Genomic DNA, 25,852 nt, shown 5'->3' on the forward strand with positions numbered 1-25,852 from the left:
GCACCCCGCGGTGCCCGCCGGTGTGTTCAGAGGTGCTCGAGGAGGGCCTCGACCCGCTCATCGACCGATTTGAAGGGGTCCTTGCAGAGGATGGTCTGCTGGGCCCGGTCGTTGAGTTTAAGGTGGACCCAGTCCACGGTGTAGTCGCGGTTGGCTTCCTTGGCCCGCCGCACGAACTCCCCGCGCAGCCGGGCCCGGGTGGTCTGCGGCGGGGTGTCGACGGCCTCCTTGACGACGACGTCGTCGACCACCCGCAGCGCCTCCCCCCGGGCCTGGAGCAGGAAGAACAGGCCCCGGCTGCGGGAGATGTCGTGGTAGGTCAGATCGAGCTGCGACACCCGGGCGGAGTCGAGTTCGACCCCGTTGCGCTCCATGTACCGGTCGACGAGCTTCTTCTTGATCGCCCAGTCCACCTCCCGGTCGATCGCCGAGGTGTCCCCCGTCTCGATCGCGTCGAGGGTGCGCTCCCACAGGCTCAGCACCGCCGGGACGTGCGCGTGGTGCGCACCGTTCGTGTCAACGAAGGCGCGGGCGCGGGCGAGGTACTCCCGCTGCATGTCCAGGGCGGTGATATGGCGACCGTTGGCGAGCTTCAGCAGCTGCCGGCCCGAGAGGTCGTGGGAGATCTCCCGGATGCTGCGGATCGGGTTCTCGAGGCGGAAGTCACGCATCATGGCCCCGGCCTCGACCATGCGCAGGATCAGGTCGACGGAGCCGATCTTCAGGCGGGTCGTCGTCTCGGACATGTTGGAGTCCCCGGCGATGATGTGGAGCCGGCGGAAGAATTCGGCGTCGGCGTGCGGTTCGTCGCGGGTGTTGATGATGGGCCGGGACCGGGTGGTGGCCGAGGAGATGCCCTCCCAGAGGTGGTCGGCGCGCTGCGAGAACGCGTACAGGGAGCCGTTCTGGGTCTTGAGCACCTTGCCGGCGCCGACGAGGAGCTGCCGGGTGACCAGGAACGGGATGAGGATGTCGGCGAGCCGGCCGAACTCCAGCTTGCGCGGTATGAGGTAGTTCTCGTGGCTGCCGTAGGAGTTCCCGGCCGAATCGGTGTTGTTTTTGAACAGGTAGATATTGCCGTTGTAGCCCTCCTGCCCGAGCTTGCGCTGGGCCTCAACCACGAGGTCCTCGAGGATCAGCTCGCCGGCGCGGTCCTGGGCGATCAGCTGCGCCAGGTCGTCGCATTCGGCCGTCGCATACTCCGGGTGCGATCCCACATCGAGGTAGAGCCGTGACCCGTTGGTCAGGAACACATTGGAGGACCGCCCCCAGCTGACGACCTTCCGGAAGAGATATCGAGCCACCTCCTCGGGCGAGAGGGGGCGCGAGTTGGGCCCCGAGTAGGAGATGCCGAACTCAGTTTCGATTCCGAAGATACGCCGGTCCATTAGACAGGGCTTTCCCGAGAGGTGAGCATGGTTTCGAGTTCAGGGATGCCGATGCGCCGGAACGCCCGGTGGGTGCCGCGGGCCACTTCCGGGTCGCGGTCGAGCACCGCCACTTCAAGCGATTCCGGCCCCAGCTGGGGGCCGGCACCCGTGGAGCCGTCCTGCCGCAGCGAGTGCACCGCGGCGCGGACGGCCTGCGGGAAGTCGAGGTCCTCGGAGAAGCTGCTGCGCAGCACCTCCACCACGGCCTCCGCCGCGCCGCCCATCACGACGAACCCCTTTTCGTCGGCGATCGAGCCGTCGAAGGTGAGGCGGTACAGGTGGTCCGCGGCGGGCTGCTCCCCCACCTCGGCGACCACCAGTTCGACCTCGAACGGTTTGCTCTCGGCGGTGAAGACGGCGCCGAGGCTCTGGGCGTACACGCTGGCCAGGCCGCGGGCGGTGACGTCTTCGCGGTCGTAGGAGTAGCCCCGGACGTCGGCGTAGCGGATGCCGGCCTGCCTCAGGCTCTCGAACTCGTTGTACTTCCCCACGGCGGCGAAGGCGATGCGGTCGTAGATCTCGCCGAGCTTGTGCAGCGACGGCGATGGGTTTTCGGCGACCAGGGCGATGCCGTCGCGGCAGCTGAGCACGATGACCGAGCGGCCGCGGCCGATCCCCTTCCGCGCGAAGTCGGCGCGGTCCCGCATGAGCTGCTCGGGCGATACGTAGAACTGCTGGGTCATGGTCTAGGCCTCCCGTCCTGCAATGGAGCGGCTTGCGATGACATTCCGCGCCGTCGTCTCAAGTTCCCGGTCCGGAATCCGCCGCGTGCCCGCACTGTTGACGGTGTACACGACCGGCCACAGCTCGCGGACGACGTCGGGTCCGCCGGTGGCCGAGTCGTCATCGGCGGCGTCGTACAGGGCCTCGACCGCCACCTGCACCGCGGAGGCTTCGTCGAGGTTCGGCTTCCACAGTTTCTTCAACGAACCGCGCGCAAACGCCGATCCCGAGCCGACGCTGTGGTGCTCCTGTTCCTCATACCGACCGCCGGTGACGTCGAAGGAGAAGAGCCGCCCTTCATGGCGGCTGGTGTCGTAGCCGGCGAAGAGCGGCACGACGGCGAGCCCCTGCAGCGCCATGGGAAGGTTCTGCCGGACCATGGCGGCCAGCCGGTTTGCCTTCCCGTCGAGGCTCATGCGGGTGCCTTCGATCTTCTCGTAGTGCTCGAGTTCGACCTGGAACAGGCGGGTCAGGTCGAGGGCGATCCCGGCGGTGCCGGCGATGCCGAGCACCGAGAACATATCGGCGGGGAAGACCTTCTCGATGTGCCGGCTGGCGATGACGTTGCCCATGGTGGCCCGGCGGTCCCCCGCCATCAGCACCCCACCGCCGAAGGTCAGCGACACGATCGTCGTTGCGTGCGGGGCGAGGGCCGGGCCGGCGCCGGAGGCCGGGAAGTCAACGCGGCTGCGCGAAGCCAGCAGGTCGGGGTGATGGCGCCCGAGATGGTCCGAGAACGACGTCGATGCCGCCCGGGCGACCGTTGCTGCAGCTTCTTCCGGCATCATTGCCTTTACTGCCCACCCTTCTGGACGAAGCCCCTGACGAACTCTTCGGCGTTGGACTCAAGCACCCCGTCAATCTCGTCGAGCAGGTCGTCGACGCCCTGGGTTTCCGCGGTGTCCGAGGCGGAGGCGGGAGCGGCGGGAGGCTCCGCCGGGGTCTCTTCCTGCTCCTCGGTGCGTGTGCCTGTGGCCTTGTGATCCTGTGTTGCCATGATGAGCACCCTTCGGTTTCGGTTCTGCTGCTTCTATGGTGCCACGCGCGGTTCCGGCCCGCTCAACAATCGGGTGAGGAAGTCTTCGGCGGTGGCGGATTCCTGAAAAAGCCTCTCCGTGAGCTGAGCGGTGCCGCGCAGCGGCTCCCGCGTCTGCACCCGTTGAAGCCGGTTCTGCGAGGGAATTTCGAAGATGATCGAGTCCCAGCTGGCCCCGACAACCTCCGCGGGGAAGTTGGCGATGCACTTGCCCCGGAAGTAGGCGCGCGTGTCCCGCGGCGGCTCGGCGACCGCACGCTCCACCTGCGCCGGGGTGACCAGCAGTTCCACCTGCCCGCGCTGGGCCAGCCGGTGGTAGATCCCCTTGCTGGGCCGCAGGTCGGCGTACTGGAGGTCGACCAGGGCGAGCCGGTGATTGTCCCAGCCAACCGAGTCGCGGTCGCGGTAGGCCTGCAGAATCTTCAGCTTCGCGACCCAGTCGACGGAGGCCGCGGCGTCCATCGGGTCGCGCCGGAGCACCCCGATCAGCGTCCCCCACCGGTCCAGCACGTCCCGGGTCTGTGGATCGGCGCCGCCGGCGCAGGCCGCCGCGGCTGCGTCGAAGTACATCTCCTGGAGATCCAGCGCCGTGACCTGCCGCCCGTCGGCGAGCCGCACCGTGCTCTGCAGCGACGGGTCGTGGCTGATGTCCTGGAGGGCGTGGACGGGCTCTGCGAGTTCGGGCACCGGACACAGGTCCCGTTCGATGAGGGAGAGCACCAGGGAGGTGGTGCCCAGCTTCAGGTAGTTCGACACCTCGTTGAGGTTCGCGTCGCCGATGATGACATGGAGCCTCCGGTACTTCTCCGCCACCGCGTGGGGTTCGTCGCGGGTGTTGATGATGGGCCGGCGGACCGTGGTCTCCAGCCCGATCTCGTTCTCGAAGAAGTCGGCCCGCTGGCTGATCTGGAAGCCGGGCCGCTGGTGGGTGGCACCGATGCCGACGCGGCCCGCCCCGCACAGCACCTGGCGGGAGACGAAGAAGGGGATCAGCGCCGCGGCCAGGTTCCCGAAGGGGACGCTGCGGGGCACGAGATAGTTCTCGTGCGACCCGTAGGAGACGCCCTTGTTGTCGGTGTTGTTCTTATAGAGATGGACGGGTGAAAAGCCCGGGGTGCCGGCGATGCGCTCCATGGCCGCCAGCGCCACCCGGTCCCCGGCCCGGTCCCACAGGACGGCGTCGAGGGGGTTGGTCACCTCCGGGCTCGAGTATTCGGGGTGGGCATGGTCCACATAGAGGCGGGCGCCGTTGTTGAGCACCAGGTTCATCAGCACCGCGGTGTCCTGCGGGTCGGCGCCCTCGGCCAGCGCCACCTGCTCGGCCGTGAGCACGGGCGGCTCGTCCGTCAGCTGCGAGGGATGGGCCGACCCCCGGTCAACGAGCCAGCCCCTCGCGTCGGTCAGGGGCGCTTCGTCGGTGTAGTCCCACCGCGTGCCGGCCAGGTTGCCGAGGCCCTCCCGCAGCGTCGCGGCGTAGGCGTTGACCACCTGGGAGGAGAGCATCGTGGGGTTCGCCGCGGGCAGGCCCGGGGCGATGATGCCGTATTCGGTCTCCGTACCCATGACCCGGTGCACCGACACCCCTCCCGTGGAGTCCGGCCCGACCGGGGCCATCCGGTCCACTCCTGGAGTTGGGATCATAGATACTGGCCGGTGTTTGCCGCCGTCTCGATGGCCTTGCCCGGTTCCTGCCCGGCCTTGCCCTGGACGATGGTGCGGATGTAGGTGATCCGCTCCCCCTTCTTGCCCGAGATCCTCGCCCAGTCGTCGGGGTTGGTGGTGTTGGGCATGTCCTCGTGCTCGCGGAACTCGTCGACGACCGCACGCATGAAGTGCTCGATGCGCAGCCCCTTGCTTCCCTCGAGCAGCAGGTCCTTGATCGCGTACTTCTTGGCCCGGTCGACGACGTTCTGGATGACCGCCCCGGAGTTGAAGTCCTTGAAGTACAGCATCTCGGTATCGCCGTTGGCGTAGGTCACCTCGAGGTACTCGTTCGACTTCTCGGTCGAGTACATCTTCTCGACGGTGCGCCGGATCATCTCCTGCACGGTGACGGCCACGTTCCCGCCGTGTTCGGCCAGGTCGTCGGCGTGCAGCGGCAGGTCCTCGGTGATGTACTTCGCGAAGATCTCGGCCGCCCCCTCGGCGTCCGGGCGGTGGATCTTGATCTTCACGTCGAGCCGGCCCGGCCGCAGGATCGCCGGATCGATCATGTCCTCGCGGTTCGAGGCACCGATCACGATGACGTTCTCAAGCTTCTCCACGCCGTCGATCTCGCTGAGCAGCTGCGGGACGATGGTGGTCTCGACGTCGGAGGACACCCCGGTGCCGCGGGTGCGGAACAGGGAGTCCATCTCATCGAAGAACACCACGACGGGGCTGCCGTCCGAGGCCTTCTCGCGCGCGCGGGCGAAGATCAGCCGGATGTGGCGCTCGGTCTCCCCCACATACTTGTCGAGCAGCTCGGGACCCTTGATGTTGAGGAAGTAGCTGCGGACCTGCTCAGTGCCGGCGCGTTCGGCGGCGCGGGCGGCAAGCGAACTGGCCACTGCCTTGGCGATCAGGGTCTTGCCGCAGCCGGGAGGCCCGTAGAGCAGGATCCCCTTGGGCGGCTTCAGCCCGTGCTCGCGGTAGAGGTCGGGGTGGAGGTAGGGCAGTTCGACGGCGTCGCGGATCTGCTCGATCTGCGGCCCAAGCCCGCCGATGTCCTCGTAGCCGATGTCGGGGACCTCCTCGAGCACGAGGTTCTCCACCTCGCTGCGGGCCACCTTCTCCAGCCCGTACCCCGACTTCGTGTCGACGGCCAGCGCATCACCGACGCGGATGCGCTGGGACCGCAGCGGCCCGCTGAGGCGAATGACCCGCTCGTCGTCGGTCCGCCCCACGACGAGCGCGCGGTCCTTGCCGAGCAGTTCCTTCACCGTCACGATTTCCCCGGCCCGCTCGTAGCCGAGGGCGGCCACGATGGTCAGTGACTCGTTCAGGAGCACCTCCTGGCCCGGGGAGAGCTGGCGGACGTTGATCAGCGGGCTCACCGTCACCCGCAGCTTCCGGCCGGACTGCAGAATGTCCGCGGTGTCCTGCACCGTGGCCTGGGTGGTGGTTCCCGGTTCGGCGGGCTGCTGGACGTTCACCTGGATCACCGTGGCGAAGCTGAAGGGCGCCGCGCCCTCCTTCTCAAGTGCGGCTTTCAGCCTCACAATCTCGGTCCGCGCCGCCTCGAGGGCTCCGACGAGCCGGGCATTGTTCTGCGTAGCCGTCGCCAACTGCCTGTCGATGTACCGAAGCTTGTCCCGCAGCACATTCAGCTGCCGCTGGACCACTGAGTTCTCCGCAGCCGCGGCGGAGTGGTGCTGGCCGGTCCGGTCGGGTTGGGAAGCGTAGTCTTCAGAGTCCGACATATCGTGTCGCCACCTTCACTCGGCATTGAACTATAGTTCGACCATAGCGCAGGACCGGCGGCAAATGCCCGCATCGTTGCCTAATTGTGGCGGGCGCACCTACCCCCTATAGGCCGGACCCGGCGCTCGTTCCGGCGTCTTTTTCCGTGTCCTTTTCCGCGTCCCGGCGGGCCTGGGCCTCCTCCGGCGGGAGCGCCCCGCGCTGGATGGTGGAGGACGCGTCCCGGGCGACCCGGCGCAGCCTCTTGTCGGAAACCTCCCGCTCCCCTACCGCCTGCGGGGTCCATGCGTTAAGGTCCTCGTCGCTGAAGTCGGTCTTGGACGGCCGCCGCTTCTGGACCAGGCCGGTGGCGCCGTCGGCCAGGCGCCGGGCGGTGAGCAGGAACCCGGTGTGCGCCACCATGCGGTGGTCGGGGCGCACGGCGAGGCCCTCAAGGTGCCAGCCGCGCACCATCGATTCCCAGGCCTCAGGCTCCGTGAACCGCCCGTCGGCGCGGATGGCCTCCGCGGTGCGGGAGAGCTGGGTGACCGTGGCGACGTAGTTGATCCAGACACCGCCGGGGGCCAGCACGGTGGCGACCGCGTCGAGGCATTCCCAGGGCGCCAGCATGTCGAGCACCACCCGGTCGACGCTTCCGGGCTCCTCCTCGACGAGCACCTGCTCCTGGAAGTCGCCCAGGGAGACCCGCCAGGCGGGGTGCGGTCCGCCGAAAATCGTCTCCACGTTGCCCTTGGCGATTTCGGCGAACTCCGGCCGGCGCTCGAAGGAGTGAAGGTACCCGGCGTCCCCGACGGCACGCAGCAGCGAGATGGACAGTGCGCCGGAACCGACGCCCGCCTCGACCACGCGCGCACCCGGGAAGATGTCGCCCATGGTGACGATCTGCGCGGCGTCCTTGGGGTAGACCACTGCGGCACCGCGGGGCATCGAGAGCACGAAGTCCGAAAGCAGCGGCCGGAGCGTCTGGTACAGCTGGCCGGTGGTGTTGGGGAGGACCGTGCCCTCGGGCTGACCGATGATGGTGTCGTGCAGCAGGAACCCCTTGTGCGTGTGGAACGCCCCGCCGGGGGTGAGGGTGACCGTGTTCATCCGGCCCTTCTCGTCGGTCAGCTGCACCCGCTCGCCTGGCCGGAACGGGCCCCGTCGGCTCGCTGCGCCGTGCGGCGGGTTCTCGGCAGGGCTGGAGGCGGGGTTGTTCATTCAGGAAGTCCTTTGGTTCGTGTCGGGCGGGATCAGTGTCGGGCGGGATCGATGTGAGGCGGAGCCTCTGTCAGGCGGAGCCGGGCGTGCGTTTGCCGGTGAGCGCGTCGATGACGGCCAGCCGGTGGAGGACCCCGGTCACGGTGCCCTGTGCGTCGGTGACGGGGAATTCGAAGCCGTCCGATGAGTCAAGGAGCTTCAGGAGCTCCGTGCCGGAGGCGGACTCGTCAATTCCGGCCGTTGAGGCGAGGGGACGCACCGAGGTGCTGGCCCGGGTGGTGCCGGCCGCCTCCTCGGGAACATCGGCCAGGGCGCCGAAGTCGACGACGAACTCCGGCCGTCCCTCGGCGTCCAGGAGCACCGCGGCCAGGTCGGGCCGGCCGGCGGCGAGCCGGCGGAGGTCGCTCACCGTGCTCGCGGACGGCAGGCCGATGGCGGGCTGCTTGAGCATGCCCGCGGTGAGACCGGGGATGCGCAGACGGATGTGGGCCGTCCGGATGGCCTCGCCGGCCCCGGCCCACATGAAGGTGGCGACGAGGACGCTGATGATGACGAGGGTGAACTGGGGTGCGCGGCCGGAGAGCAGCGGAACACCGAGCACCAGGCCGACGAACAGCAGCACGATGATCCGGCCGGTCCAGCCGGCGGCGATGGTGCCCCGATCCTGGCTCCCGGTGGCCTTCCAGACGGCGGATTCCACGATCCGGCCGCCGTCAAGGGGAAGCCCGGGCAGGACGTTGAAGACGGCGAGGATCAGGTTTGCCCAGAAGAGGGTGTTGGCCAGCAGGTCCACCACGGTGCCCTGCTCGGAAATGAGGATGATGCCCCAGCTCACCAGGGCCAGGAGGAAGTTTGAGGCCGGTCCGGCCAGCGCGACGGCCAGCGAGCGGCCCGGGGAGGAGCTGAAGTGCTCGAACTGGGTGTGCCCGCCCCACAGGTTGAGGACGATCCGCCTGGTGGGCCAGCCGAAGGCCCGCGCCGAGAGGGCGTGGGCGAATTCGTGGATCAGCACCGACAGGGCAAGGAGCAGGGCGTAGCCAAGGGCGACGGCGTACGCGCCGATGCCGATGCCGGGGAAGTTCGCCTCGACCCTCGGCCCGAAGAAGACCGCGATGATCACCGTGACCAGGAACCAGGGCCAGGTCAGGATGACCGGAATGCCTGCGATGCGGCCCAGCGAGACCCCCAGGCGGCGCTCCCTCGGCCCGGCGCCGGGTGCGGCGGCCGGTCCGCTCATTGGCCGCGCGCGGCCGTGTCGCGCACCACGCCGTTCAGGTCCTCAAGGGTCCTGCCTTCGAGGGTGGTCCAGTCGGTCCGGGCGGGATCCTTGGGCAGCGGGACGAAATGGGGTACGGCGAGGGTCACCAGGCCGGCGGCAAGCGCCGAGGTGACCCCGGGGAGGGAATCCTCGATGGCGACCACCCCGGCCGGTGAAAGGCCGGGACGGTCCTGGGCCAGCCGGTCGAAGGCGGTGCGGTAGGCCTCGGGGTCCGGCTTTCCCCGCTCGACCATGTCCCCGGTGACGAGGAACTCGAAGGTCCCCTCCGGGAGCTGGGCGGCGATCTCCGTGGCGAGGAGGCGCTCGGACATGGTGACCAGGGCGCACGGGATGCCGCTGGAACGGAGTTCCTCGAGGAGCTCGCGGGCGCCGGGACGCCAGGGAACCTCAACCCGGACCTTTTCGACGACCCGTGAGATGAGGTGGTCGATGATCTCCCGCTCGGTCAGGTCGACCCCCGCCTCCTGCAGGAGGCGGGCGGAAAAGGACAGCGCCTGGCCGACCAGGGCACTTGCCTGGCCGTCGGACCAGGTTCCGCCGTGATCCTTCACCAGCTGGGTTTCTGCTTCGATCCAGTAGGGCTCGGTATCGACGATCGTGCCATCCATGTCCCACAGGACGGCCTGGACTCCATCGCCCGGCGGGACGGCCCCGGCCGGGTGTGAGGTGGACGGAGTCTGGAGAGCGCGGGTTGCCATGGTCCAAGTCTACGGTGGCCCGGCCCGGCGTCCGCCCGCCTCCGCTGTGCGCGAAGCGGCTTCCGCGGTGACTGACAGGTCCGCGGGGGGAGGTTTAGGGTGAAGAAGTGAACACCTTCGACGAGAGCCAGCCACGCGGAGTCCGCGACCTCTTCCAGGATGCCTCGGATCCGACCCGGCGGGTCACCATCATGCTCGCCGCCTTCGAGGGCTGGAACGACGCCGGCGAGGCCGCCAGTGACGCGCTCCGGTTCGTTGGCAGGTACCTCGGCAGCGAGAAGATCTCGACGATCGACGCAGATGAGTTCTACGACTTTCAGTTCACCCGCCCGCTGATCAAGCGCAATGCCGCGGGCCAGCGGCGGATCAAGTGGCCGACAACGAAGATCAGCCGGGCCTCGGTCCCGAACTCGAACATCGACCTGATCCTTGTCCACGGCGTCGAGCCGTCCTATAAGTGGCGGGCCTACACTGCCGAGCTCGTCGCCTCGGCGAAGGAGCTCAAGGTCGACTGCATCGTCCTCGTCGGGGCGCTGCTGGCCGACGTGCCGCACTCGCGGCCTATCCCGGTAACCGTGACCTCCGACGATGACCTGGTCCGCGAGAGCCTCGACGTTGAGCCCTCGACCTACGAGGGGCCGATCGGCATCGTCGGCGTGCTTGCGGAGGTGGGACTCCTGGCGGACATCCCCACCCTGTCCCTGTGGGCGGCGGTGCCGCATTATGTGGGGCAGTCCCCCTCGCCGAAGGCGCAGCTGGCCCTGCTGAACCGGCTCGAAGAGCTGCTGCAGGTGAGCCTCGAGACGCAGCTGCTCAGCGAGGAGTCCGAGGCGTGGGAGCGCGGAGTGGACGAACTGGCCACCGAGGACCCCGAGGTGGCCGCCTATGTGCGCCAGCTCGAGGAAGCCAAGGACACCGTTGACCTGCCCGAGGCAAGCGGCGAGTCGATCGCCCGCGAGTTCGAGCGCTACCTCAAGAAGCGCCGGCGCGAGCAATAGAGCGGCCCGGGCGCCGTCCACGGTCCCTCGGGCCGGGCAGTCCTTCCCCGCCCGGCGCCGGCCCCCTAGAGGCGGATACCGAGCAGCGCGTCCAGCGCCGCCGCGACCTGCGCGGCGCCGGCGGGAGTGCCTTCGGCGGAGGTCCGGGCTTTGTCGGCCCAGCGGTCCACGGCGGCGACCGCGGCGGGGGCGTCGAGGTCACGGGCCAGGGCCGCCCGGATCTCGGCCATCAGGGCGGAGGCAGACTCCTCATCCGCCTGCGGCAGGGCAGCCCGCCAGGACTCGAGCTGCGCCGTGGCCCGGGCGAGCACGTCGGAGGTCCAGGACCAGTCGCTGCGGTAGTGGTGGTTGAGGATGCCGAGCCGGATCGCCGCCGGGTCCACTCCCTCCCTGCGGAGGGCTGAGACGAGTACGAGGTTGCCCTTGGACTTGCTCATCTTCTCGCCCTCGAGGCCGACCATCCCGGCGTGGGCGTAGTGCCGGGCCAGGGGGGCGCCGCTTCCGGCCCAGGCGTGGCCGGCACTCATTTCGTGATGGGGAAAGACCAGGTCGCTGCCGCCGCCCTGAACCGTGAGCGGCGCAGGCAGGAAACGCTGGGCGATGACCGAACACTCGATGTGCCAGCCCGGGCGTCCCTCACCCAAGGATCCGCCCTCCCAGTGCGGCTCACCCTCGCGGGCGACCCGCCACAGCAGGGGGTCGAGGCGGTGTTTCTTCCCCGGACGTTCGGGATCTCCCCCGCGCTCGGCGAAGAGTTCGGCCATCTGGTCCTCGGAAAGGTGCGACACCAGGCCAAGGGCCCAGCGGGACGGGTTCTCCGGATTGAGGGCGGAGGCGGCCTCAACCGAGAAGTACACATCGCCGTCAGGGGCCCCGTCGGTTCCCGCCATGCGGTAGGCCAGGCCCTCCTCCAGCAGGGACTCGATCTCGGGGACGATCCATTCGATTGACTCGACGGCACCGACGTAGTGATCCGGGGCGAGGACGTTCAGCGCCTCCATGTCGGTGCGGAAAAGCTGGATCTGGTTCGCGGCAAGCTGCTGCCAGTCCACGCCGGTGGCGGTGGCCCGCTCCAGGAGCGGATCGTCGACGTCGGTGACGTTCTGAACGTAGTTCACGCGCGCGCCGGTATCGCGCCACACCCGGTTCAACAGGTCGAAGGCGACGTAGGTCGAGGCGTGCCCGAGGTGGGTCGCGTCATACGGGGTGATGCCGCAGACGTACAGGCTCGGATTCTCCTCGGGTGCGAGTTCGACGACGCGGCCCTCGGCCGTGTCGTACAGTTCGACGCCGGACTGCCGGCCGGGAAGGGTTGGGACAGGGCTGGAGTTCCACGCAATCACACCTTCTACCATACGGTCTTGGCGGAGCCGTTCCGGCCGGATGCGGGCCCCGGAGGGTTAGGCGCTGATCACATTGAAGCCGAGCAGGATGAACAGCAGCATGCCCAGCAGGATGCGGTACCAGACGAAGACGCCGTAGGTGCGGGTCGAGACGTATTTCAGGAACCAGCCGATGATCGCGAAACCGACCAGGAACGCGATGACGGTCGCCAGGGCCGTCTCCCCGGCGTCGTAGGGACCCCAGTCCCCCAGGCTGCTGCCGAGCTGGTACAGGCCGCTGCCGAAGACCGCCGGAATGGCCAGCAGGAAGGAATACTGGGCGGCGGCTTCGCGGGAGTATCCCATCAGCAGCCCGGCCGTGATGGTGCCGCCGGAACGGGACACGCCGGGGATGAGTGCCAGCGCCTGCGCGAAGCCGAACAGCACCCCGTGGGGGACGGTCAGCTGGTCCAGCCTGCGGGTGTGCTTTCCGACGGCGTCGGCCACGGCGAGGAACACCCCGAAGACGACCAGCATGGTCGCGACGAGCCACATGCTGCGCAGCGTGCTTTCGATCTGGTCCTGGAACAGCAGCCCCAGGACCGCGATGGGGACGCTTCCCACAATGACGAGCCAACCCATCCGGGCATCGGGGTCCTGCCGGCTGACCCGACCGCGGAGCGAGCCGAACCACGCGCGGACGATCCGGACGATATCGCCCCAGAAGAAGACAACGACGGCCGTTTCGGTGCCGAGCTGGGTAATGGCGGTGAAGGCCGCACCCGGGTCCTGGGCGTTGGGAAGGAGTTCGCCGACGATGCGCAGGTGCGCGCTCGAGGAGATGGGGAGGAACTCCGTTAGTCCCTGAACAAGGCCCAGGATGGCAGCTTCGAACCAATTCACATGTTAAGACCCTAAGGCACCATTCGACCCCGAGGCTTTAGGCTGGGCCTATGCAACGGCGAAACGTGGGGACGAGCGGCCTTGCCGTGTCGGTATTGGGGCTCGGCACGATGTCCTGGGGGCAGGATCTCGACGACGAGGCGGCGCGCGAGCAGCTGCGGATTTTCGCCGACGCCGGCGGCACCCTGGTCGAGACCGCCGGAGGCTACGGGGCGGGGCGCGCCGAGGCGATGCTTGGCAGCTTCTTCGGTGACACCGTGGCGCGCTCCGAGCTGGTGCTGGCGGTCCAGGCCGGCGCCATGCGCGCGGGAATGCACCGGGCCGATTCCTCCCGCCGGGGCCTTCTCGATTCACTCGACGCGTCGCTGTCCCGCCTCGGCACCGACCACGTGGACCTGTGGCTCGCGCCGGCGCCGGATCCGCTGGTTCCGCTCGCTGAAACCCTCAGTGCGCTTGAGGTGGCCTACTCCTCGGGCCGGGCCCGGTACGTCGGCGTGTCCAACCACGCCGGCTGGGAGTTCGCGCGCGCCGCCGCCACCGCCGGGATCCCGCTGATCGCCAATGAGATCGAATACTCCCTGCTCAACCGTGGAGCCGAACGCGGCGTCGTGCCCGCCGCGGCCGCCATGGGCGCCGGCGTGCTGGCCTGGGCTCCGCTGGGCCGCGGGGTGTTGACCGGGAAGTACAGGGTGGGCACCCCTGCCGATTCCCGCCGGGCCTCCGACGTGTGGGCGCCGTACGTCGAAAGCTATCTCGAGGGAAGGCCGCTTCGGGTTGTGGACGCGCTTTACACGGCCGCCCGAGGCCTCGACCTGCAGCCGCACGACCTCGCCCTGCGGTGGCTGCTGGGCCGCCCAACCGTTGCAGCCGCCGTCGTGGGTGCCAGGACCCCCCAGCAGCTCAAGGAGCTTCTGGGGACAACCGCTGAACCGATCGCCGGCCAGATCGCCGAGGCCCTCGATGAGGTCTCGGCGCCGCTGGTCTAGGGGATAACCCGCTCTGGCTGATCCTGGGGACGCCTCCTGCAGGCGCCATCTTCCGTGGCGGGTAAATTCGCCCGGCTGGATCAGTGCCAGGTTAGGTCTGTAACAGGCAGGTCAGTCGCGGGTGGCGTTGACGTCGTCCGTCTCGACTTCGACGTCGGCCTCGTCATCGACTTCGTCGAGGTCGTCGTCCTCAAGGTCGACATCCTCGTCGGACTCTTCATAGATCTCCAGCGGGGTCACCTCGCCGTGGGCGTCGTAGAGGGCTTCCTCATAGGCCTCGAAGGCATCCGCGATGGCGAGATAGGCGGCTTCCACGGCTGGGTCGTCGTCCATCCGTCGTGAGGCGGAGGCCGCTAGGTGCTCCTCCAGGGCTGTGACAAGGGTCTGGAGCGCGACACGCGGATCTATGCTCATGAGTTAGACGTTATCGGTAAAGTGGTCGAAATTGGAGGAATATGAGAGAGCAATTTCTGAACTCAACCGCCGTCCGTAAACGGGATTTCGGCCGCCAATACGAGTACCTCGTGCTCACCGTCAACGCCGGCGAACCGGTGGGTGCGGCACGGAAGGTCCTCACCGAGCACGCCGAGTACGGCAAGTGGGAACTCGAGCGCAGCTGCATCTACCTCGGCGGCAGCCGACGCTACTGGCTGCGCCGCAAAGTGCTGCGGGTGGAGCGCACCGCCTAGCTCTCCAGCGGTCCCAGCCACGCAGTGGCCACCGTGTTGTGCGCCGAATCCTCGTTCGAGGGATGAAACTGCCCGGCGAGGGCGTCCCGGTGCAGCCGCGCGATCTCGCTCGATGCCGCATATCCCGACCCGCCGGAGACCTGCAGCCCCGTCTCGGTGAGGCGGCGCGCGGTGTCGACGGCCGCTGTCTTCAGCCCGACAAGCTTCGCGAACCAGTACGGGCCGTGGTCGGTCCCCGCGTCCAGGTCGGCCGTCACGGCCCTCAGCTGCGCGTCCAGCGCATCCACCCGCATCGCCCCGGCGCCGATGCGGTGGCGCATCACCGGGTCCTGGGCCGCACTGATGCCCCGCACCCGGGAGGTGCGCCGGCGCGCGGCCTCCACCGACAGCTCAAGGGCCCGGTCGGCAATGCCTGAGTACACGGCGGAGATCAGGGTCTCGAAGGCCGCAAAGACCGCGAAGATGAACGGGTCGGCGTTCGGTCCCACCGGGAGCCTGCGGAAAACGGCGGAGGAAGGCACCCGCACCCCTTCGAGCCGGGTGGTGTTGGACTGGCTGGCGCGCATTCCGAGAGGGTTCCAGTCCTCGATGATGGAGACGCCCGGGGTGCCCCGCGGCACGAAGGCATGGACGAGTTCGTCCTCCCCGTCGGCACCGGTTCCAGCCTCCTTGCCGAACACTCCAAGGCGCGTCCACGCCGGGGAGAGGCTCGTGAAGATTTTCGTGCCGGTGAAGCTGAGCGAACCGTCCGGGCCCGGCTCCGCGGCGGTCGTGGAGTCGAAGAGGACCGCGTCGTTGCCCGGTTCCGAAATGCCGAAGGCGAAGACCTCCCCCGCGGCGGCCTCGGAGAGGATGAAGCCGAGCGAGTCGTCCCCGCGGTCCCTCAGGAGCGCGGCGATTGCCGTCCAGACCAGGTGCATGTTGATGCCAAGGGCCGTCGCCGGCGCGGCAGCGGCCAGCCGACGCTGGGCGGCGGCCGCCAGCCGCATTCCCGCGCCGGACCCGCCGTCGTCGACGGCGCAGAACAGCCGGAGGTACCCGGCCGCCTTGAGATCCGCGAGATCCTCAGTGAAGAAGGTGTTTTCGACGTCGTACCGCGGGGCGCGCTCCCGGAAACGTTCGAGGAGGGCGTCGGTCAGCAGGTCGGCGGGTTGCACTGCGGCCCTAGTAGGTGCTCAGGAGGCGGGTGAGTACCCGCGAGCCGAAGCGCAGCGAGTCGGCCGGGACCCGCTCGTCGACACCGTGGAACATACCCGTGAAGTCGAGCTCATCCGGCAGTTGCAGGGGCGCGAAGCCATACCCGGTGATGCCAAGGCGGCTCAGCGACTTGTTGTCGGTCCCGCCTGAGAGCGTGTAGGGCAGGACTTTCGCGCCGGGGTCCTCCCCGTGGAGGGCATCGATCATCGAATCAACGAGGTTGCCCGAGAACGGCACCTCGAGGGACACGTCCTGGTGGGCGTAGGAGACCTCGACACCGGCGCCGGCGAGTTCGCGGACGATCTCCAGCACCTTTTCCTGTTGGCCGGGAAGGGTGCGCACGTCGATGAGGGCCTCTGCCGTGCCCGGGATGACGTTGTGCTTGTATCCGCTCTTGAGCATTGTGGGGTTCGCGGTGTTCTGCAGCGTCGCCCCGACGAAGCGCGCCACCGTGCCGAGTTCGGCCAGCAGCAGCTCGGGATTGTCCGGGTCGAATTCGACGCCGGTGAGTTCGGTGACACCGTCGAGGAACTGCCGGGTGGTGGGCGTCAGTTCGATCGGCCAGGTGTACTCCCCGATCCGGGTAACGGCGCGCGCCAGCCGGGTCACGGCGTTGTCGGTATTGATCTGTGAGCCGTGGCCGGCCCTGCCGTGGGCGAGCAGGCGGAGCCAGGAAATGCCCTTCTCGGCTGTCTGCAGGAGGTAAGTGCGTTGACCGCCGATGGTGGCGGAGAATCCGCCGACCTCCGAGATCGCTTCGGTGGCCCCGTCGAAGACTCCGGGTTTGTTGTCAACGAGCCAGGACGCGCCGTAGTTGCCGCCGGCTTCCTCATCGGCGAAGAAGCCGAAGATGAGGTCCCGCCGCGGCCGGGTCCCGCTGCGCTGGAGATGGCGCAGCACCGAGAGGATCATCGCGTCCATGTCCTTCATGTCGACGGCTCCGCGGCCCCAGATGAGCCCGTCGCGTTCCTCGCCGCTGAAAGGGTCGACGCTCCAGTCCTCCTTCTGTGCCGGCACGACGTCGAGGTGGCCGTGAACCACGAGGGCCGGCAGTGAGGAATCGGTCCCCTCCATGCGGGCGATGACTGAGGCGCGCCCGGGGGCGGCCTCGAAGATTTCCGTCGTCAGCCCAACCTCTTCGATCAGCCCCGCCGTGTACTCGGCGGCAGCCCTCTCCCCCGGGCCGGCGTTGTCGCCGAAGTTTGAGGTGTCGATCCGGATGAGCTCCTGGCAGATGCGTACAACTTCGTCTTCGGGCGTGATCGCCATCGCTGGGTCCTCCTCGTGTGTGGTTGATCCCAGCCTACCGAGGTGCCCGGTGTGCTGGCCTAACCTGCGCCGAGCCGCTGCACAGGGTCTGCGCGCTGTGGTGCTCAAAACCCCCGGAAAATCAGGCCTTGGCACGCCCGCCGCTCCCCCGATTCAACTTCTGGGCCGATGTCGTGTTAGAGTTTTTTTCGCCGCTTTCGAAGGTTTTGAACTGGAAAAAGCCCACCCGCGCGGGTGGCGGAATGGCAGACGCGCTAGCTTGAGGTGCTAGTCCTCTTATTGAGGGTGGGGGTTCAAGTCCCCCTCCGCGCACAGTGAAGGCCCCGGTCAGAGAGATCTGACCGGGGCCTTTTTGTTGCTGTTCTCCCGGGCGATTCTTTGGGTTGTGGTGGACTTCCAATCGCCGGGCGTTCCCGCCCACGCAGGACACATCCGACCCTGCCGTTTCTCCCCCGGCCAGTCGCTTCTTCCCTGCAGGACACCTTCGAGCTGTGGAACACCACGGCGGTGTATTCCATCCGATGGAAGCTTTGCGCAACGTGAAGCGAAGCCTGCCCTGGCTGAAGATGGATTTGTTGCAGCTGATGGCGGACCGGTCGTCGGTGATGGTGGATGCGTTTCAGTCGATGCCGGGGCTCGTGGGGTGGGATCTGCCCCGCACGCATCTGACTCCCATCGATCAGCATTCAGCGCACGGAGGCGCAACGCTTCTCGCTAGCCGGGGACGGGTTCGGGGTGGGTTTGGTAGGTGCGGCCGGCCGGGGAGGTGGCGGTGATGACTCCGGGTGAGGGTTGGTCGTAGTGCCAGAGGCCCTGGCTTTTGAGCATGTGGTGTCTTCGGCACAGGTGGGCGAGGTTGTTGTGGGCGGTGGTCCCGGCCCGGGACCAGGGGATGGTGTGGTCGAGTTCGGCGGCGGCGGCGGAGCGGTTGCAGCCGGGGTGGCGGCAGGTGCGGTCCCGGACCCGCAGCCACTTTTTCAGGTCCGCCGGCACCGTGTAGGTGTCCCGGCCGACGCTGAGCACGGCCCCGGTTTCGGGGTGGGTGAGCAGCCGGGTGAAGGAGGGGGCGTGGGCGGCCAGCCGGCGGGCCAGGTCGGGGTCGATGGGTCCGTAGCCTTCGAGCTCGCCGGGGGCGTCATCGACATCGAGCAGGGTCAGCACCGGCACGGTGACGTGCACCTGGGCGTGGATCCCGTTCCAGCCGGGCGGCTCCGCCGGCCGACCCGAAACCCTGCCCGCACCGACGGCACCGGCTGCTCCCGCCCCGGCTGCTCCCGCCCCGGCCGTACCCTGGCCGGCCGTATCCGGCCCGCCCGGGGTGGCGCCGGCGGCACCGGCGGGGAGGGTGCCGGTGCCGGTGCCGGTGCCGGTGCCGGTGCCGGTGATGGTGGGGTCGGGGCAGGTGTGGGTGAGCAGGTCGGTGAGGACATCGGTGCGCAGCTGGGCCAGGGTCCGGGTCTCCTGGGGGCACTGCAGCGCCCGGGAGAGGCGGGTCAGGCGCCCGTCGACGGCCACGGCCTTCTCCGCCGGCAGGTACACGTTCAGCCAGGCCATCCCGTCGTGGTCGGGGTGGAAGTCCACCCGGCGGTCCTTCCGGGCCGCCCGGGTCCGGTCGGTGAGGGCCTCGGGGTGCAGTTGCGCGCGCAGCCGGCGGGCCCGGTGGGCCAGCTTCGCCGCGGTCGTGTCCCGGGCGACCGGAACGAGTTTCTCCTCGAAGTAGGGCAGGGCGAAGCCGGGCAGACCGGCGCACTCCTCGATGAGGGTCACTGCGTGCCGCCAGGAGATGGCCCCGGCCTCCAGGGCGTCCAGGGTTGCCGGCAGGTGCCCGGTGAGCACGAAGGCGTGCTGGACCAGGGTGCCGGCGGTGCGTTCGGGGATCCGCAGGGCGCAGGCGACCTCGGAGGCGGCCAGGGTGTCGGCCAGGGACCCGGCCTGCATCCCGCGCTGCTCGAGGTGTTCTGCGGTGAGGCACCGGATCCGCTCGGTGAATCTGGCGCTCTGGGCATCGGCCCAGTTCTTCAGCCGCGCCAGCGCCTCCAGCCCGCCGAGGGCCTCCTCAAGGTCGGCCGTTTCCGCCGGTCCCCCGGTGAGGAACCCGGCGCCGAGGACCTGCGCGGCGGCCTCAAGCCACCCGGGATCCTGGTCCTGCACCGTGGGATCCACCCCCGGATCCGGGGTTCCTGCCCTGTCCATAAGCCAAGAATGTCATCTCCCACCGACATTCTTCGGCCAAGAGAACCAGCAGGAAAACCAGCCAAGAAACGAGCCGAGCCACCCGGAGAACCAACCGATCCGCCCGACTTCACGGCGGCACAACTGGCCCGCACATCAGCAGGGAAGCCAGCCTGGACAATAGGGCACCAACACGGGTGACAACGGGCAACCGAGCTGAGAACCCGCCGGAAACCAGCCCGCGGGAGCCAGAGTGTGCCAGCGGCGGATGACCGGCCCGGTAGGCGGTCATCACCACTCGAAGGGTGCGTGTGGCCATCGACGGTGGCGTCACCGCTCCCGGTTAGGCTGGGAACATGCTGCCGTCCGTTACGACCCCGCCCGACCCCGTTCGGGTCGACATCGTCTCCAACGGCACACCCTGGTGGGAGGTGGTCAGCTCGTTCGGGCCGCTGGCCATCCTCCTGACGGCGGTCATCACCGGCGTGATCGCGTGGCGGAACGTCCGGGACCGCCGGGAGGCGGACCAGCGCTCCCAGTGGTGGGCGCGGGCCGAATGGGCGCTGGATGCGGCCATGTCCGAAGACCCTTCTCGTCAGGAGATCGGGCTGGGTGTCCTGGACAGCCTCGCCGCCAGCGATCTCGCCGGCCCCGAGGAGGTGGCGATCCTCGAGGTCGCCTGGGCACGGTTCCTCCCGTCGGAAGTGGACGGGGTTGACGGCGTGGGAGAGAATGGAGCAGCAGGGGAACCGATCGTGGAGGAGGCAGGGCAATGAGCGCAACCGCAAGCCGCAATGTGAACGCGGGACGCCGTCAGGCCGCCGACCACCCCGCCCAGGGCGACGAGCAGCGGGTCCGGATCCGTGCCGCACGCCTGCGGCTGACCACCGACCGGAAGCTGGGCAAGGAAACGCCCTCCTGGGTGAAGCAGCTGGCCAAAAAGCCGCTGTAGGACGCGCCCCCGGGCGAACCGGGCAGCACGTCGGCTGTGCTTGGATGATTCCATGGCTTTCAAACCCCTGACGCTCACCGGTTCCCGGGTTGTCCTCGAACCCCTCGCTCACCGCCATTACCAGGGGCTGGTCGATGCCGTCCGTGACGGTGAGCTGTGGAAGCTCTGGTACACCAGCATTCCCTCTCCCGAAGGCATGGCGGAGGAGATCGACCGCCGGCTTGCACGCCAGGCGGACGGCGAAATGCTTCCTTTCGCGACCCTGGACGCGCAGACCGGCGCGGTGCTGGGGATGACGACCTTCTGCGACATCGACAGGGCGACGCCGCGCGTGGAGATCGGCTACACGTGGAACCGGCTGTCGACCCAGCGGACCGGGACCAACGCCGAAAGCAAGCTCCTGATGCTGACCCACGCCTTCGAAACCGAGGGCTGCGCCTCCGTGACCTTCACGACCCACTGGCATAACCTCCAGTCGCGGGAGGCCATCGCCCGACTGGGGGCCCGTCAGGACGGCGTGCTCCGGGCCCATAGCCGGATGGCGGACGGCAGCCTGCGGGACACTGTTGTTTTCTCGATCACGGCACCGGAGTGGCCGGCAGTCGCCTCCGGCCTCCGGCACCGCCTCAAGCAGGCCCGGTAACACTCCTCCGGGCTGGGAGGCTGTCCGCCTGCCCGGTCGTCACTGTCCTCAGGGCCGCTTGGGCGTCGCCGTCACTCGAGGGCAGCGGATACCACGAGGCTGAACACCGGACGCGGATCCGTTTCGTCGTGCCGGGCGATGCAGTGCAGCAGGAGACCCTCAAAGCAGGCCATGACCGCTGCGGCGGAGGTGCGGGGATCCCGCGCTCCCAGCCCCGCAAGGGCCGGCAGGAGTGCGGATTCCATCGCCGCCCGGCCACGCACGACGGCGTCCCGGATGGCAGGCTCGTGACCCGCCTCCATGAACAGGGCGAGGCGTGCCGCCGTCAACGTCCGGTTGACGCCGCTCGTCTGCCCGAACAGGATGCAGAGCCCGTCGACGAATTCGGCCGCCGAGCCCGGAGCGAGCCGCGGACCGTACTCGTCGAGTTCCCTCTCCACGATGCGGTCCACGACCCCCGTCAGCAGTGCACGGCGGGTCCTGAAGTAGTTGGAAGTCGACCCCCTCGGCAGCCCGGCCCGTTCATCGACCCGGGCATGGGTGAGTGCGCGCAGGCCGGAGGAACCCAGGAGGTCGACGGCAGCGTCGAGGGCGCGGAGGCGGATCGGTTGCATGGTTCTACTATAAACATAGTGACCCTTCACTATAATCGTAGTAGCCTGCTTCCATGTCGTCCGATGTGATGCATCTCCCCCAGCCTGACTCTTCCAACGCTGGTGACCCGGAGGCTCCGAGCTCCGGGGTGTACCAGCGGCTTCTCGGGGCGCTTGAGCGCGCAGGCGGCCTGGACAGGTACGTCAACGCCGCGGCCCCTGCAGCCCAGCGCCTCGTCGTCCGCGAGCGCGCACGGCGGCTCTTCCACGGCGACACCACGGGCATACCCCTGCACGTCATCGTCAAGGATCTTCCGTTCGGTGCCTGGTTCATGGCACAGTTCCTCGACCTGTTTCCCGATCCCGGCTCACGGCAGGCCGCCACCCGGCTCGTGGCGCTCGGACTCGCCTCCGCCGGGGCGGCGGGGATCACCGGCTGGGCCGAGTGGGCGATGGCCGACCGGCCCACACGCCGCTTGGGAATCGTGCACGCGGCAGCCAACGGCATGGCCGTTCTCGTCTTTTTTGGCTCCTGGTGCGCGCGAATACGGGGCCGGCATGGCCTCGGCGTGGGTCTGGGCCGGCTTGGCGGAGCGCTCCTGGTGATCGGCGGCTTCCTCGGCGGCCATATGGGCCGGGGCCGGTCAGCCCGCCCGTAGCGTCCTGGATCGGACGGACGGCCTCAATTCACGGGCCACGCACCTCCCACGGTCGGACGTGTGCTGCCCATAGGATCCGTCCATGCACATCACCCTAAGGGCCATGGGCTCGGACGACGCCGATGCCGCAGTGGAGTTCCTCACCTCCAACACCTTCCCCTTTCACCTCCTGACCTCCCCCACGCCCGGCGGCCTCCGCTCCGGAGTGCAGGCAGGACGCTTCTGGAACGAGGAAACCCAGGGTTATTGGATTGACGATGCAGGACGCTGCATCGGCATGGCCGTCCTTCAGGACCTGCGCGATGACACGCCGATGTTTGACCTGCGCCTGGGCGACTCCCACCGGGGACGCGGTGCCGGGACCGCGGCCCTGCGGGCGCTGTGCGCACTCGTTTTCACCACTATGCCCGACGTCGTCCGCTTCGAGGGCCAGACGCGCGAGGACAACATCGCCATGCGCAGGACCTTCCTCCGGGCCGGATTCCTGAAGGAGGCGCACTACCGTCTGGGATGGCCGACCGCCGATGGAGGGAGGCTGGCCTCGGTGGCGTATTCGATCCTCCGGCAGGACTGGGAGTTCAACACCGTGACGCCGCTCAACTGGGATGACCTGCCGGACTAAAACGAACGCTGCCGCCCGCCTTCAGCTGCGTGCGGCGAGCCTCTCGCGGAGCCAGCCGAGAACGGCATCGCCCTGCTGCCGTTGGAAGGACCGCAGCGTGGGCAGTCCGTCCGGCGGCGGCTGACGGGCGGCGTCGGTGAAGTAGCCGCCGAACCCGGAGAGAACGCCGTCGATGCTCTCCGGAGCCACACCGTCGAAGATTGGATGGCTCCGGATGATGGGCTCCACCTCGAACAAGGGATCGAAGACCCGAGTGTTGATCAGGACACTCAGCGCGTCGAACCACCCGGCACCCACGCACGCCCACGGCCAGTCCACAAGCACCGCGGCGTTGGCGCGGGTGATCAGGATGTTGTCGGCCCGAAGATCGGTATGTACAAGGCACTCGCCCCGGAGGTCCTCCACTCCGCGTGCGGCCAGCCGTTGCAGGACATCAAGGTTGTCCAAGACCCAGCTTGGGGCGTCCTGCGGCGGATCGGCCCGGACGCGCTCCCAGCCGGCGAACTCCGGGCCGACGTCCGAAGCCAGGTCGGGAAGCTGGCTCAGCCCGGGGAGGACCGGTGTCCGCGCGACTGTCAGCAGGGCGTCGAGGACCAGCCCCACCTCGTCGGGCTGCCAGGGGAGGTAGGGGTGGCGTCCATTAACGTCGGTGAGCACCAATGCGATCCATTCGCCGTCGTCGAAGGTGCCGATCAGCGACGCCGTGGGCAGGCTCTTTGGCAGGACGGCGGCGACCGCCGCTTCCCTCCGGTGGATCCCCGGTGAGGCTGCGTTCAGGGCCGGACCCACCGCCTTGACGAACGCCCGCAGGCCGGTGGGGGTCACCACCCGGTCGGCGCTGCCCGGCGAAAATCCTCCCTGCTGGCCGGCGAACTCGGCCACAGGCTCCCCAAGGACTTCTTCGACGCCGGCCCGGACGTGGGCGGGCAGGTCGCTCCAGCCGATCCGCGGGCTCCACTGTGGCTGCATGCGCCTCATTATGCCCGCCGGCTCTTGGCGGGTCGGCACTGTCGCCGCGTGGCGTCGCCGCTAGACCACCGAAAGGGGGCTAGGTTGTGCCAATGGGGTTGGAAGCGGAGGCGTTCTACATTGACGGACAGCGGACCGGTGCGTTGTTGCGTGAGACCGGAGGCGGCTCGCTCCGGACCACGGTCGCGTTTCTGCTTCCGGACGGACATCTTGTCCACCTGAACCAGGAGACCCGGTATGAAGGAAACGTCCTCGGCTGGACGTCATACCGCTATGTGGACTCCGGCTCCGACGTCGACATCACCGGATTCCCCGCGGACCACGCGGGAAGTGCAGGCCCCCGTCCGGTTCCCAGCTACGCGGCGCACCTGCTCCTGGTGCAGGCACTGCGGGCCGGGAAGGATCGGATGGCGTTCAGCCAGTTCATTGAGGACGGGGACGGGAGGGCCCTCGGCGCGGTCTTTGCCGTGCGGGGGCGGGAAACAGTCGACACTCCGTGGGGCCGCCGCGAGGCACTTAAGGTCCTGCTGGAGGTGGAGGGCGAGCCGCGGAACACGTTCTGGTGGGACGGGGAAACGGTCGTCAGGACCGACTGGCAGGGAGGCGTTTCCTATGCGGCCCACGATCTGCCCCTGCTCCTCAGCGGGCTCGATCCGAGGGTCCGGTCGGCCCTGGACCCCGTACTGCCTCCACCGGCACGACCGGACCGCCGGACTGGCCGCCGCTGACCGGTGCGCTGGAGTGATGCCGGTCAGGGAGCAGGTTGCGGGCAGTCGTGAGCCGGAAGGGCAGCGATAGCCTCGACCTCCACCAGCTGGTCCGGGTATCCAAGCACCGTGACGCCGAGGAGCGTACCGGGCACGTCCCGGTCCCCCATCCTTGCCCGAACCACGTTCCAGACCTCGGTCAGGTCGTTCCGGTCACCCGATGCCACGAAGACGGTTGTCTTGACGAGATGGGAGAAATCGGCGCCGCCGGCGGCGAGCGCGTGGAGAAGCCCTGCGGCACGGCCGAACTCCTCCCCCGCCTCACATGAGGGAGAGCACGAAGGACAGCAGGAAGCCGGCGGCGGTGCTCAGCGCCACGGCGGGCCCGCCGTTCTCATAGGCCTCGGGCATCAGGGTGTCGGCCAGGGAGGCGATCACCGCGCCGGCGGCGAAGGCAAGCGGAATGGAGATGGTCTCGGGGTCGCTGCCCGACAGCGGTCCGGCCCCAATGAGGACGGCGATCACCAGCAGTGCGGCACACCCCACCCACAGGCCGACGGTCGCGGCCGAGGACTTCCCCTGGTCGCGCATCGAGGACGCGCCAACGAGTGCCTCCGGGAAGTTCGAAACGAAGATGGCGGCAAGGAGGGCCAGCCCGCCGGTCCCCTCCCCCAGGGCGACACCCAGGGCGACGTTCTCGGGAACGCCGTCGAGGGTCACCGCCGCCAGCAGTGCCAGGCCCGCTGCCCCCTTAGTCGAGGCCTTCGAGGACGGTCGGTCCCGGGCGGCGGAGTCGGTGTCGAGCTTGGCGCTGCCCTGGTATTCGTCCGCCGGGGTATCCTGCGATCCGGCCTGGGCCCAGCGGTCCAGCAGGGCACTCAGGACAGTGAAGACGATGGCCCCCGCGGCGAGCCCGATCGCGGCCCGCCAGATCCCGCCGTGCTCAAACGCGTCCTCGAACAGCTCGAAGGCCAGTGCCGTGATCAGCGAACCGGCGGCGAAGGACAGGAGGATGGCCAGCAGCCGCTTGGGGAGGTTGAAACGCACTCCGATCAGCGCCCCGATGACCAGGGCGCTCGATGCCACGACACCGAACAGGAGCGACATTGCCACACCGAAAGTATAGAAGCCGCCCGCAAAAGCGGTAGGACGCACACCTCTTGACTTCCGAGGAGGATCAGGGTTGACGGACGGCCGCGGCCTGTTCGGCACGCGTGGGCGGCGCTTCCGCAGGGTCACCGAAGAAAGGGTGAAGGGGCACTCCCTGCTGGGTGTAGTGTCAACGCACGGAACCCCCCGGTTCCTCCTAGGGAGCAACGATGATCCAGACCTGCCCACATTCGGTTCCACCGACGCCCTGCACATCGTTCCCACCGGGAACGCGGGATCCGGTGTCAGCGGCC

General features: G+C 68.6%; 27 protein-coding genes, 1 tRNA gene and 1 pseudogene. 10 read left to right on the top strand and 19 right to left on the bottom strand.

Going from position 1 to position 25,852, the window contains the following annotated elements; genetic code table 11:
- Positions 1-26: 26 nt before the first annotated feature.
- From pafA to QZX79_RS16990, 9 genes are all read right to left on the bottom strand, one after another.
- Complete coding sequence (gene pafA, locus QZX79_RS16950) at positions 27-1,388, bottom strand: Pup--protein ligase (protein ID WP_120168099.1); 1,362 nt, start codon at positions 1,386-1,388, stop codon at positions 27-29.
- Positions 1,388-2,113, bottom strand: coding sequence for a proteasome subunit alpha (gene prcA, locus QZX79_RS16955; protein ID WP_294570136.1), 726 nt, complete (start codon positions 2,111-2,113; stop codon positions 1,388-1,390). Before prcA ends, pafA begins: the two co-directional genes overlap by 1 nt.
- A 3-nt stretch (positions 2,114-2,116) precedes the next feature.
- Positions 2,117-2,938 carry a proteasome subunit beta gene (gene prcB / locus QZX79_RS16960; RefSeq protein WP_294570220.1) on the bottom strand — a complete coding sequence of 274 codons (822 nt, stop codon included), beginning with the start codon at positions 2,936-2,938 and terminating at the stop codon, positions 2,117-2,119.
- A gap of 8 nt (positions 2,939-2,946) precedes the next feature.
- Positions 2,947-3,150, bottom strand: a complete 204-nt coding sequence (locus QZX79_RS16965; protein ID WP_294570138.1) for a ubiquitin-like protein Pup — start codon at positions 3,148-3,150, stop codon at positions 2,947-2,949.
- Between the two features lie 33 nt (positions 3,151-3,183).
- A complete protein-coding gene (dop, locus tag QZX79_RS16970; protein WP_294570223.1) occupies positions 3,184-4,803 on the bottom strand; it encodes a depupylase/deamidase Dop in 1,620 nt (539 codons plus the stop codon).
- Between the two features lie 23 nt (positions 4,804-4,826).
- Positions 4,827-6,590 carry a proteasome ATPase gene (gene arc, locus QZX79_RS16975; protein WP_294570140.1) on the bottom strand — a complete coding sequence of 588 codons (1,764 nt, stop codon included), beginning with the start codon at positions 6,588-6,590 and terminating at the stop codon, positions 4,827-4,829.
- A gap of 106 nt (positions 6,591-6,696) precedes the next feature.
- Positions 6,697-7,791: a tRNA (adenine-N1)-methyltransferase gene (locus QZX79_RS16980; protein WP_294570142.1), complete on the bottom strand. Its 1,095-nt coding sequence runs from the start codon at positions 7,789-7,791 to the stop codon at positions 6,697-6,699.
- Between the two features lie 70 nt (positions 7,792-7,861).
- On the bottom strand, positions 7,862-9,028 hold the full coding sequence (locus QZX79_RS16985; RefSeq protein WP_294570144.1) for a site-2 protease family protein: 1,167 nt from the start codon (positions 9,026-9,028) through the stop codon (positions 7,862-7,864).
- On the bottom strand, positions 9,025-9,768 hold the full coding sequence (locus QZX79_RS16990) for an HAD family phosphatase (protein WP_294570146.1): 744 nt from the start codon (positions 9,766-9,768) through the stop codon (positions 9,025-9,027). The genes QZX79_RS16985 and QZX79_RS16990 overlap by 4 nt, the downstream gene beginning before the upstream one ends.
- 107 nt (positions 9,769-9,875) lie before the next feature.
- On the opposite strand from QZX79_RS16990, the gene QZX79_RS16995 reads away from it, so the two are divergent.
- A complete protein-coding gene (locus tag QZX79_RS16995) occupies positions 9,876-10,766 on the top strand; it encodes a PAC2 family protein (protein ID WP_198810228.1) in 891 nt (296 codons plus the stop codon).
- A gap of 65 nt (positions 10,767-10,831) precedes the next feature.
- Here QZX79_RS16995 and mshC read toward each other — a convergent pair whose 3' ends face one another.
- Together mshC and QZX79_RS17005 are read right to left on the bottom strand one after the other, a co-directional pair.
- A complete protein-coding gene (mshC, locus tag QZX79_RS17000; RefSeq protein ID WP_294570151.1) occupies positions 10,832-12,109 on the bottom strand; it encodes a cysteine--1-D-myo-inosityl 2-amino-2-deoxy-alpha-D-glucopyranoside ligase in 1,278 nt (425 codons plus the stop codon).
- A 57-nt stretch (positions 12,110-12,166) separates the two neighbouring features.
- The gene (locus QZX79_RS17005) at positions 12,167-12,991 is read right to left on the bottom strand and encodes an undecaprenyl-diphosphate phosphatase (RefSeq protein ID WP_198810226.1); all 825 of its coding nucleotides are present in this window, start codon (positions 12,989-12,991) and stop codon (positions 12,167-12,169) included.
- Between the two features lie 50 nt (positions 12,992-13,041).
- On the opposite strand from QZX79_RS17005, the gene QZX79_RS17010 reads away from it, so the two are divergent.
- Complete coding sequence (locus QZX79_RS17010; RefSeq protein ID WP_294570154.1) at positions 13,042-13,977, top strand: aldo/keto reductase; 936 nt, start codon at positions 13,042-13,044, stop codon at positions 13,975-13,977.
- A 111-nt stretch (positions 13,978-14,088) separates the two neighbouring features.
- Here QZX79_RS17010 and QZX79_RS17015 read toward each other — a convergent pair whose 3' ends face one another.
- A complete protein-coding gene (locus QZX79_RS17015) occupies positions 14,089-14,391 on the bottom strand; it encodes a hypothetical protein (RefSeq protein WP_294570155.1) in 303 nt (100 codons plus the stop codon).
- Between the two features lie 41 nt (positions 14,392-14,432).
- Here QZX79_RS17015 and QZX79_RS17020 point away from each other — a divergent pair, with 41 nt between their 5' ends.
- A complete protein-coding gene (locus QZX79_RS17020) occupies positions 14,433-14,666 on the top strand; it encodes a DUF5703 family protein (RefSeq protein ID WP_133402452.1) in 234 nt (77 codons plus the stop codon).
- On the opposite strand, the gene QZX79_RS17025 is transcribed toward QZX79_RS17020, so the two are convergent.
- Positions 14,663-15,823 (bottom strand): acyl-CoA dehydrogenase family protein, encoded by a 1,161-nt coding sequence (locus QZX79_RS17025; protein WP_294570158.1) that lies wholly within the window; start codon positions 15,821-15,823, stop codon positions 14,663-14,665. The two genes, QZX79_RS17020 and QZX79_RS17025, sit on opposite strands and share 4 nt — an antisense overlap.
- A 7-nt stretch (positions 15,824-15,830) precedes the next feature.
- Positions 15,831-17,132 carry a M20/M25/M40 family metallo-hydrolase gene (locus tag QZX79_RS17030; RefSeq protein WP_294570160.1) on the bottom strand — a complete coding sequence of 434 codons (1,302 nt, stop codon included), beginning with the start codon at positions 17,130-17,132 and terminating at the stop codon, positions 15,831-15,833.
- 228 nt (positions 17,133-17,360) lie between these two features.
- Here QZX79_RS17030 and QZX79_RS17035 point away from each other — a divergent pair.
- Positions 17,361-17,444, top strand: a tRNA-Leu gene (locus tag QZX79_RS17035).
- Between the two features lie 402 nt (positions 17,445-17,846).
- On the opposite strand, the gene QZX79_RS17040 is transcribed toward QZX79_RS17035, so the two are convergent.
- Positions 17,847-19,325, bottom strand: coding sequence for an HNH endonuclease signature motif containing protein (locus QZX79_RS17040; protein ID WP_294570162.1), 1,479 nt, complete (start codon positions 19,323-19,325; stop codon positions 17,847-17,849).
- Positions 19,326-19,660: 335 nt separating this feature from the next.
- Here QZX79_RS17040 and QZX79_RS17045 point away from each other — a divergent pair, with 335 nt between their 5' ends.
- From QZX79_RS17045 to QZX79_RS17055, 3 genes are read left to right on the top strand one after another with little or no spacing between them, the layout of a single operon-like run.
- Positions 19,661-20,080, top strand: a complete 420-nt coding sequence (locus tag QZX79_RS17045; RefSeq protein WP_294570164.1) for a hypothetical protein — start codon at positions 19,661-19,663, stop codon at positions 20,078-20,080.
- Complete coding sequence (locus tag QZX79_RS17050; RefSeq protein WP_120168128.1) at positions 20,077-20,256, top strand: hypothetical protein; 180 nt, start codon at positions 20,077-20,079, stop codon at positions 20,254-20,256. Before QZX79_RS17045 ends, QZX79_RS17050 begins: the two co-directional genes overlap by 4 nt.
- A 52-nt stretch (positions 20,257-20,308) precedes the next feature.
- Positions 20,309-20,899 carry a GNAT family N-acetyltransferase gene (locus QZX79_RS17055; protein WP_294570168.1) on the top strand — a complete coding sequence of 197 codons (591 nt, stop codon included), beginning with the start codon at positions 20,309-20,311 and terminating at the stop codon, positions 20,897-20,899.
- A gap of 71 nt (positions 20,900-20,970) precedes the next feature.
- Here the strand turns inward: QZX79_RS17055 and QZX79_RS17060 are convergent, their stop codons facing one another.
- Entirely contained in the window at positions 20,971-21,513 is a 543-nt protein-coding gene (locus QZX79_RS17060; protein ID WP_294570170.1) for a TetR/AcrR family transcriptional regulator, read from the bottom strand.
- A gap of 128 nt (positions 21,514-21,641) precedes the next feature.
- Between QZX79_RS17060 and QZX79_RS17065 the strand changes: the two genes are divergently transcribed.
- Together QZX79_RS17065 and QZX79_RS17070 are read left to right on the top strand one after the other, a co-directional pair.
- Positions 21,642-22,151, top strand: coding sequence for a hypothetical protein (locus tag QZX79_RS17065; protein WP_294570172.1), 510 nt, complete (start codon positions 21,642-21,644; stop codon positions 22,149-22,151).
- An 82-nt stretch (positions 22,152-22,233) separates the two neighbouring features.
- Positions 22,234-22,773, top strand: a complete 540-nt coding sequence (locus QZX79_RS17070) for a GNAT family N-acetyltransferase (protein WP_294570174.1) — start codon at positions 22,234-22,236, stop codon at positions 22,771-22,773.
- 21 nt (positions 22,774-22,794) lie between these two features.
- On the opposite strand, the gene QZX79_RS17075 is transcribed toward QZX79_RS17070, so the two are convergent.
- Complete coding sequence (locus QZX79_RS17075; protein ID WP_294570176.1) at positions 22,795-23,742, bottom strand: phosphotransferase; 948 nt, start codon at positions 23,740-23,742, stop codon at positions 22,795-22,797.
- Positions 23,743-23,834: 92 nt separating this feature from the next.
- Here QZX79_RS17075 and QZX79_RS17080 point away from each other — a divergent pair, with 92 nt between their 5' ends.
- Entirely contained in the window at positions 23,835-24,470 is a 636-nt protein-coding gene (locus QZX79_RS17080) for a hypothetical protein (RefSeq protein ID WP_294570178.1), read from the top strand.
- A gap of 23 nt (positions 24,471-24,493) precedes the next feature.
- Here QZX79_RS17080 and QZX79_RS17085 read toward each other — a convergent pair.
- Together QZX79_RS17085 and QZX79_RS17090 are read right to left on the bottom strand one after the other, a co-directional pair.
- A pseudogene (locus QZX79_RS17085) lies at positions 24,494-24,724 on the bottom strand (RidA family protein); the annotation flags it as partial.
- 46 nt (positions 24,725-24,770) lie between these two features.
- On the bottom strand, positions 24,771-25,562 hold the full coding sequence (locus QZX79_RS17090) for a ZIP family metal transporter (RefSeq protein ID WP_294570226.1): 792 nt from the start codon (positions 25,560-25,562) through the stop codon (positions 24,771-24,773).
- Between the last annotated feature and the right edge of the window lie 290 nt (positions 25,563-25,852).

This window comes from uncultured Arthrobacter sp., from assembly GCF_902805515.1.
In the GTDB taxonomy this organism is placed as follows: Bacteria; Actinomycetota; Actinomycetes; order Actinomycetales; family Micrococcaceae; genus Arthrobacter_D.

Excerpts from the sequence above, each read along its gene's own strand:
- pafA (WP_120168099.1), bottom strand. The coding sequence starts at position 1,388 with ATGGACCGGCGTATCTTCGGAATCGAAACTGAGTTCGGCATCTCCTAC.
- prcA (WP_294570136.1), bottom strand. The coding sequence starts at position 2,113 with ATGACCCAGCAGTTCTACGTATCGCCCGAGCAGCTCATGCGGGACCGC.
- prcB (WP_294570220.1), bottom strand. The coding sequence starts at position 2,938 with ATGCCGGAAGAAGCTGCAGCAACGGTCGCCCGGGCGGCATCGACGTCG.
- QZX79_RS16965 (WP_294570138.1), bottom strand. The coding sequence starts at position 3,150 with ATGGCAACACAGGATCACAAGGCCACAGGCACACGCACCGAGGAGCAG.
- dop (WP_294570223.1), bottom strand. The coding sequence starts at position 4,803 with ATGGCCCCGGTCGGGCCGGACTCCACGGGAGGGGTGTCGGTGCACCGG.
- arc (WP_294570140.1), bottom strand. The coding sequence starts at position 6,590 with ATGTCGGACTCTGAAGACTACGCTTCCCAACCCGACCGGACCGGCCAG.
- QZX79_RS16980 (WP_294570142.1), bottom strand. The coding sequence starts at position 7,791 with ATGAACAACCCCGCCTCCAGCCCTGCCGAGAACCCGCCGCACGGCGCA.
- QZX79_RS16985 (WP_294570144.1), bottom strand. The coding sequence starts at position 9,028 with ATGAGCGGACCGGCCGCCGCACCCGGCGCCGGGCCGAGGGAGCGCCGC.
- QZX79_RS16990 (WP_294570146.1), bottom strand. The coding sequence starts at position 9,768 with ATGGCAACCCGCGCTCTCCAGACTCCGTCCACCTCACACCCGGCCGGG.
- QZX79_RS17010 (WP_294570154.1), top strand. The coding sequence starts at position 13,042 with ATGCAACGGCGAAACGTGGGGACGAGCGGCCTTGCCGTGTCGGTATTG.
- QZX79_RS17015 (WP_294570155.1), bottom strand. The coding sequence starts at position 14,391 with ATGAGCATAGATCCGCGTGTCGCGCTCCAGACCCTTGTCACAGCCCTG.
- QZX79_RS17020 (WP_133402452.1), top strand. The coding sequence starts at position 14,433 with ATGAGAGAGCAATTTCTGAACTCAACCGCCGTCCGTAAACGGGATTTC.
- QZX79_RS17030 (WP_294570160.1), bottom strand. The coding sequence starts at position 17,132 with ATGGCGATCACGCCCGAAGACGAAGTTGTACGCATCTGCCAGGAGCTC.
- QZX79_RS17040 (WP_294570162.1), bottom strand. The coding sequence starts at position 19,325 with ATGGACAGGGCAGGAACCCCGGATCCGGGGGTGGATCCCACGGTGCAG.
- QZX79_RS17045 (WP_294570164.1), top strand. The coding sequence starts at position 19,661 with ATGCTGCCGTCCGTTACGACCCCGCCCGACCCCGTTCGGGTCGACATC.
- QZX79_RS17050 (WP_120168128.1), top strand. The coding sequence starts at position 20,077 with ATGAGCGCAACCGCAAGCCGCAATGTGAACGCGGGACGCCGTCAGGCC.
- QZX79_RS17055 (WP_294570168.1), top strand. The coding sequence starts at position 20,309 with ATGGCTTTCAAACCCCTGACGCTCACCGGTTCCCGGGTTGTCCTCGAA.
- QZX79_RS17060 (WP_294570170.1), bottom strand. The coding sequence starts at position 21,513 with ATGCAACCGATCCGCCTCCGCGCCCTCGACGCTGCCGTCGACCTCCTG.
- QZX79_RS17070 (WP_294570174.1), top strand. The coding sequence starts at position 22,234 with ATGCACATCACCCTAAGGGCCATGGGCTCGGACGACGCCGATGCCGCA.
- QZX79_RS17075 (WP_294570176.1), bottom strand. The coding sequence starts at position 23,742 with ATGCAGCCACAGTGGAGCCCGCGGATCGGCTGGAGCGACCTGCCCGCC.
- QZX79_RS17080 (WP_294570178.1), top strand. The coding sequence starts at position 23,835 with ATGGGGTTGGAAGCGGAGGCGTTCTACATTGACGGACAGCGGACCGGT.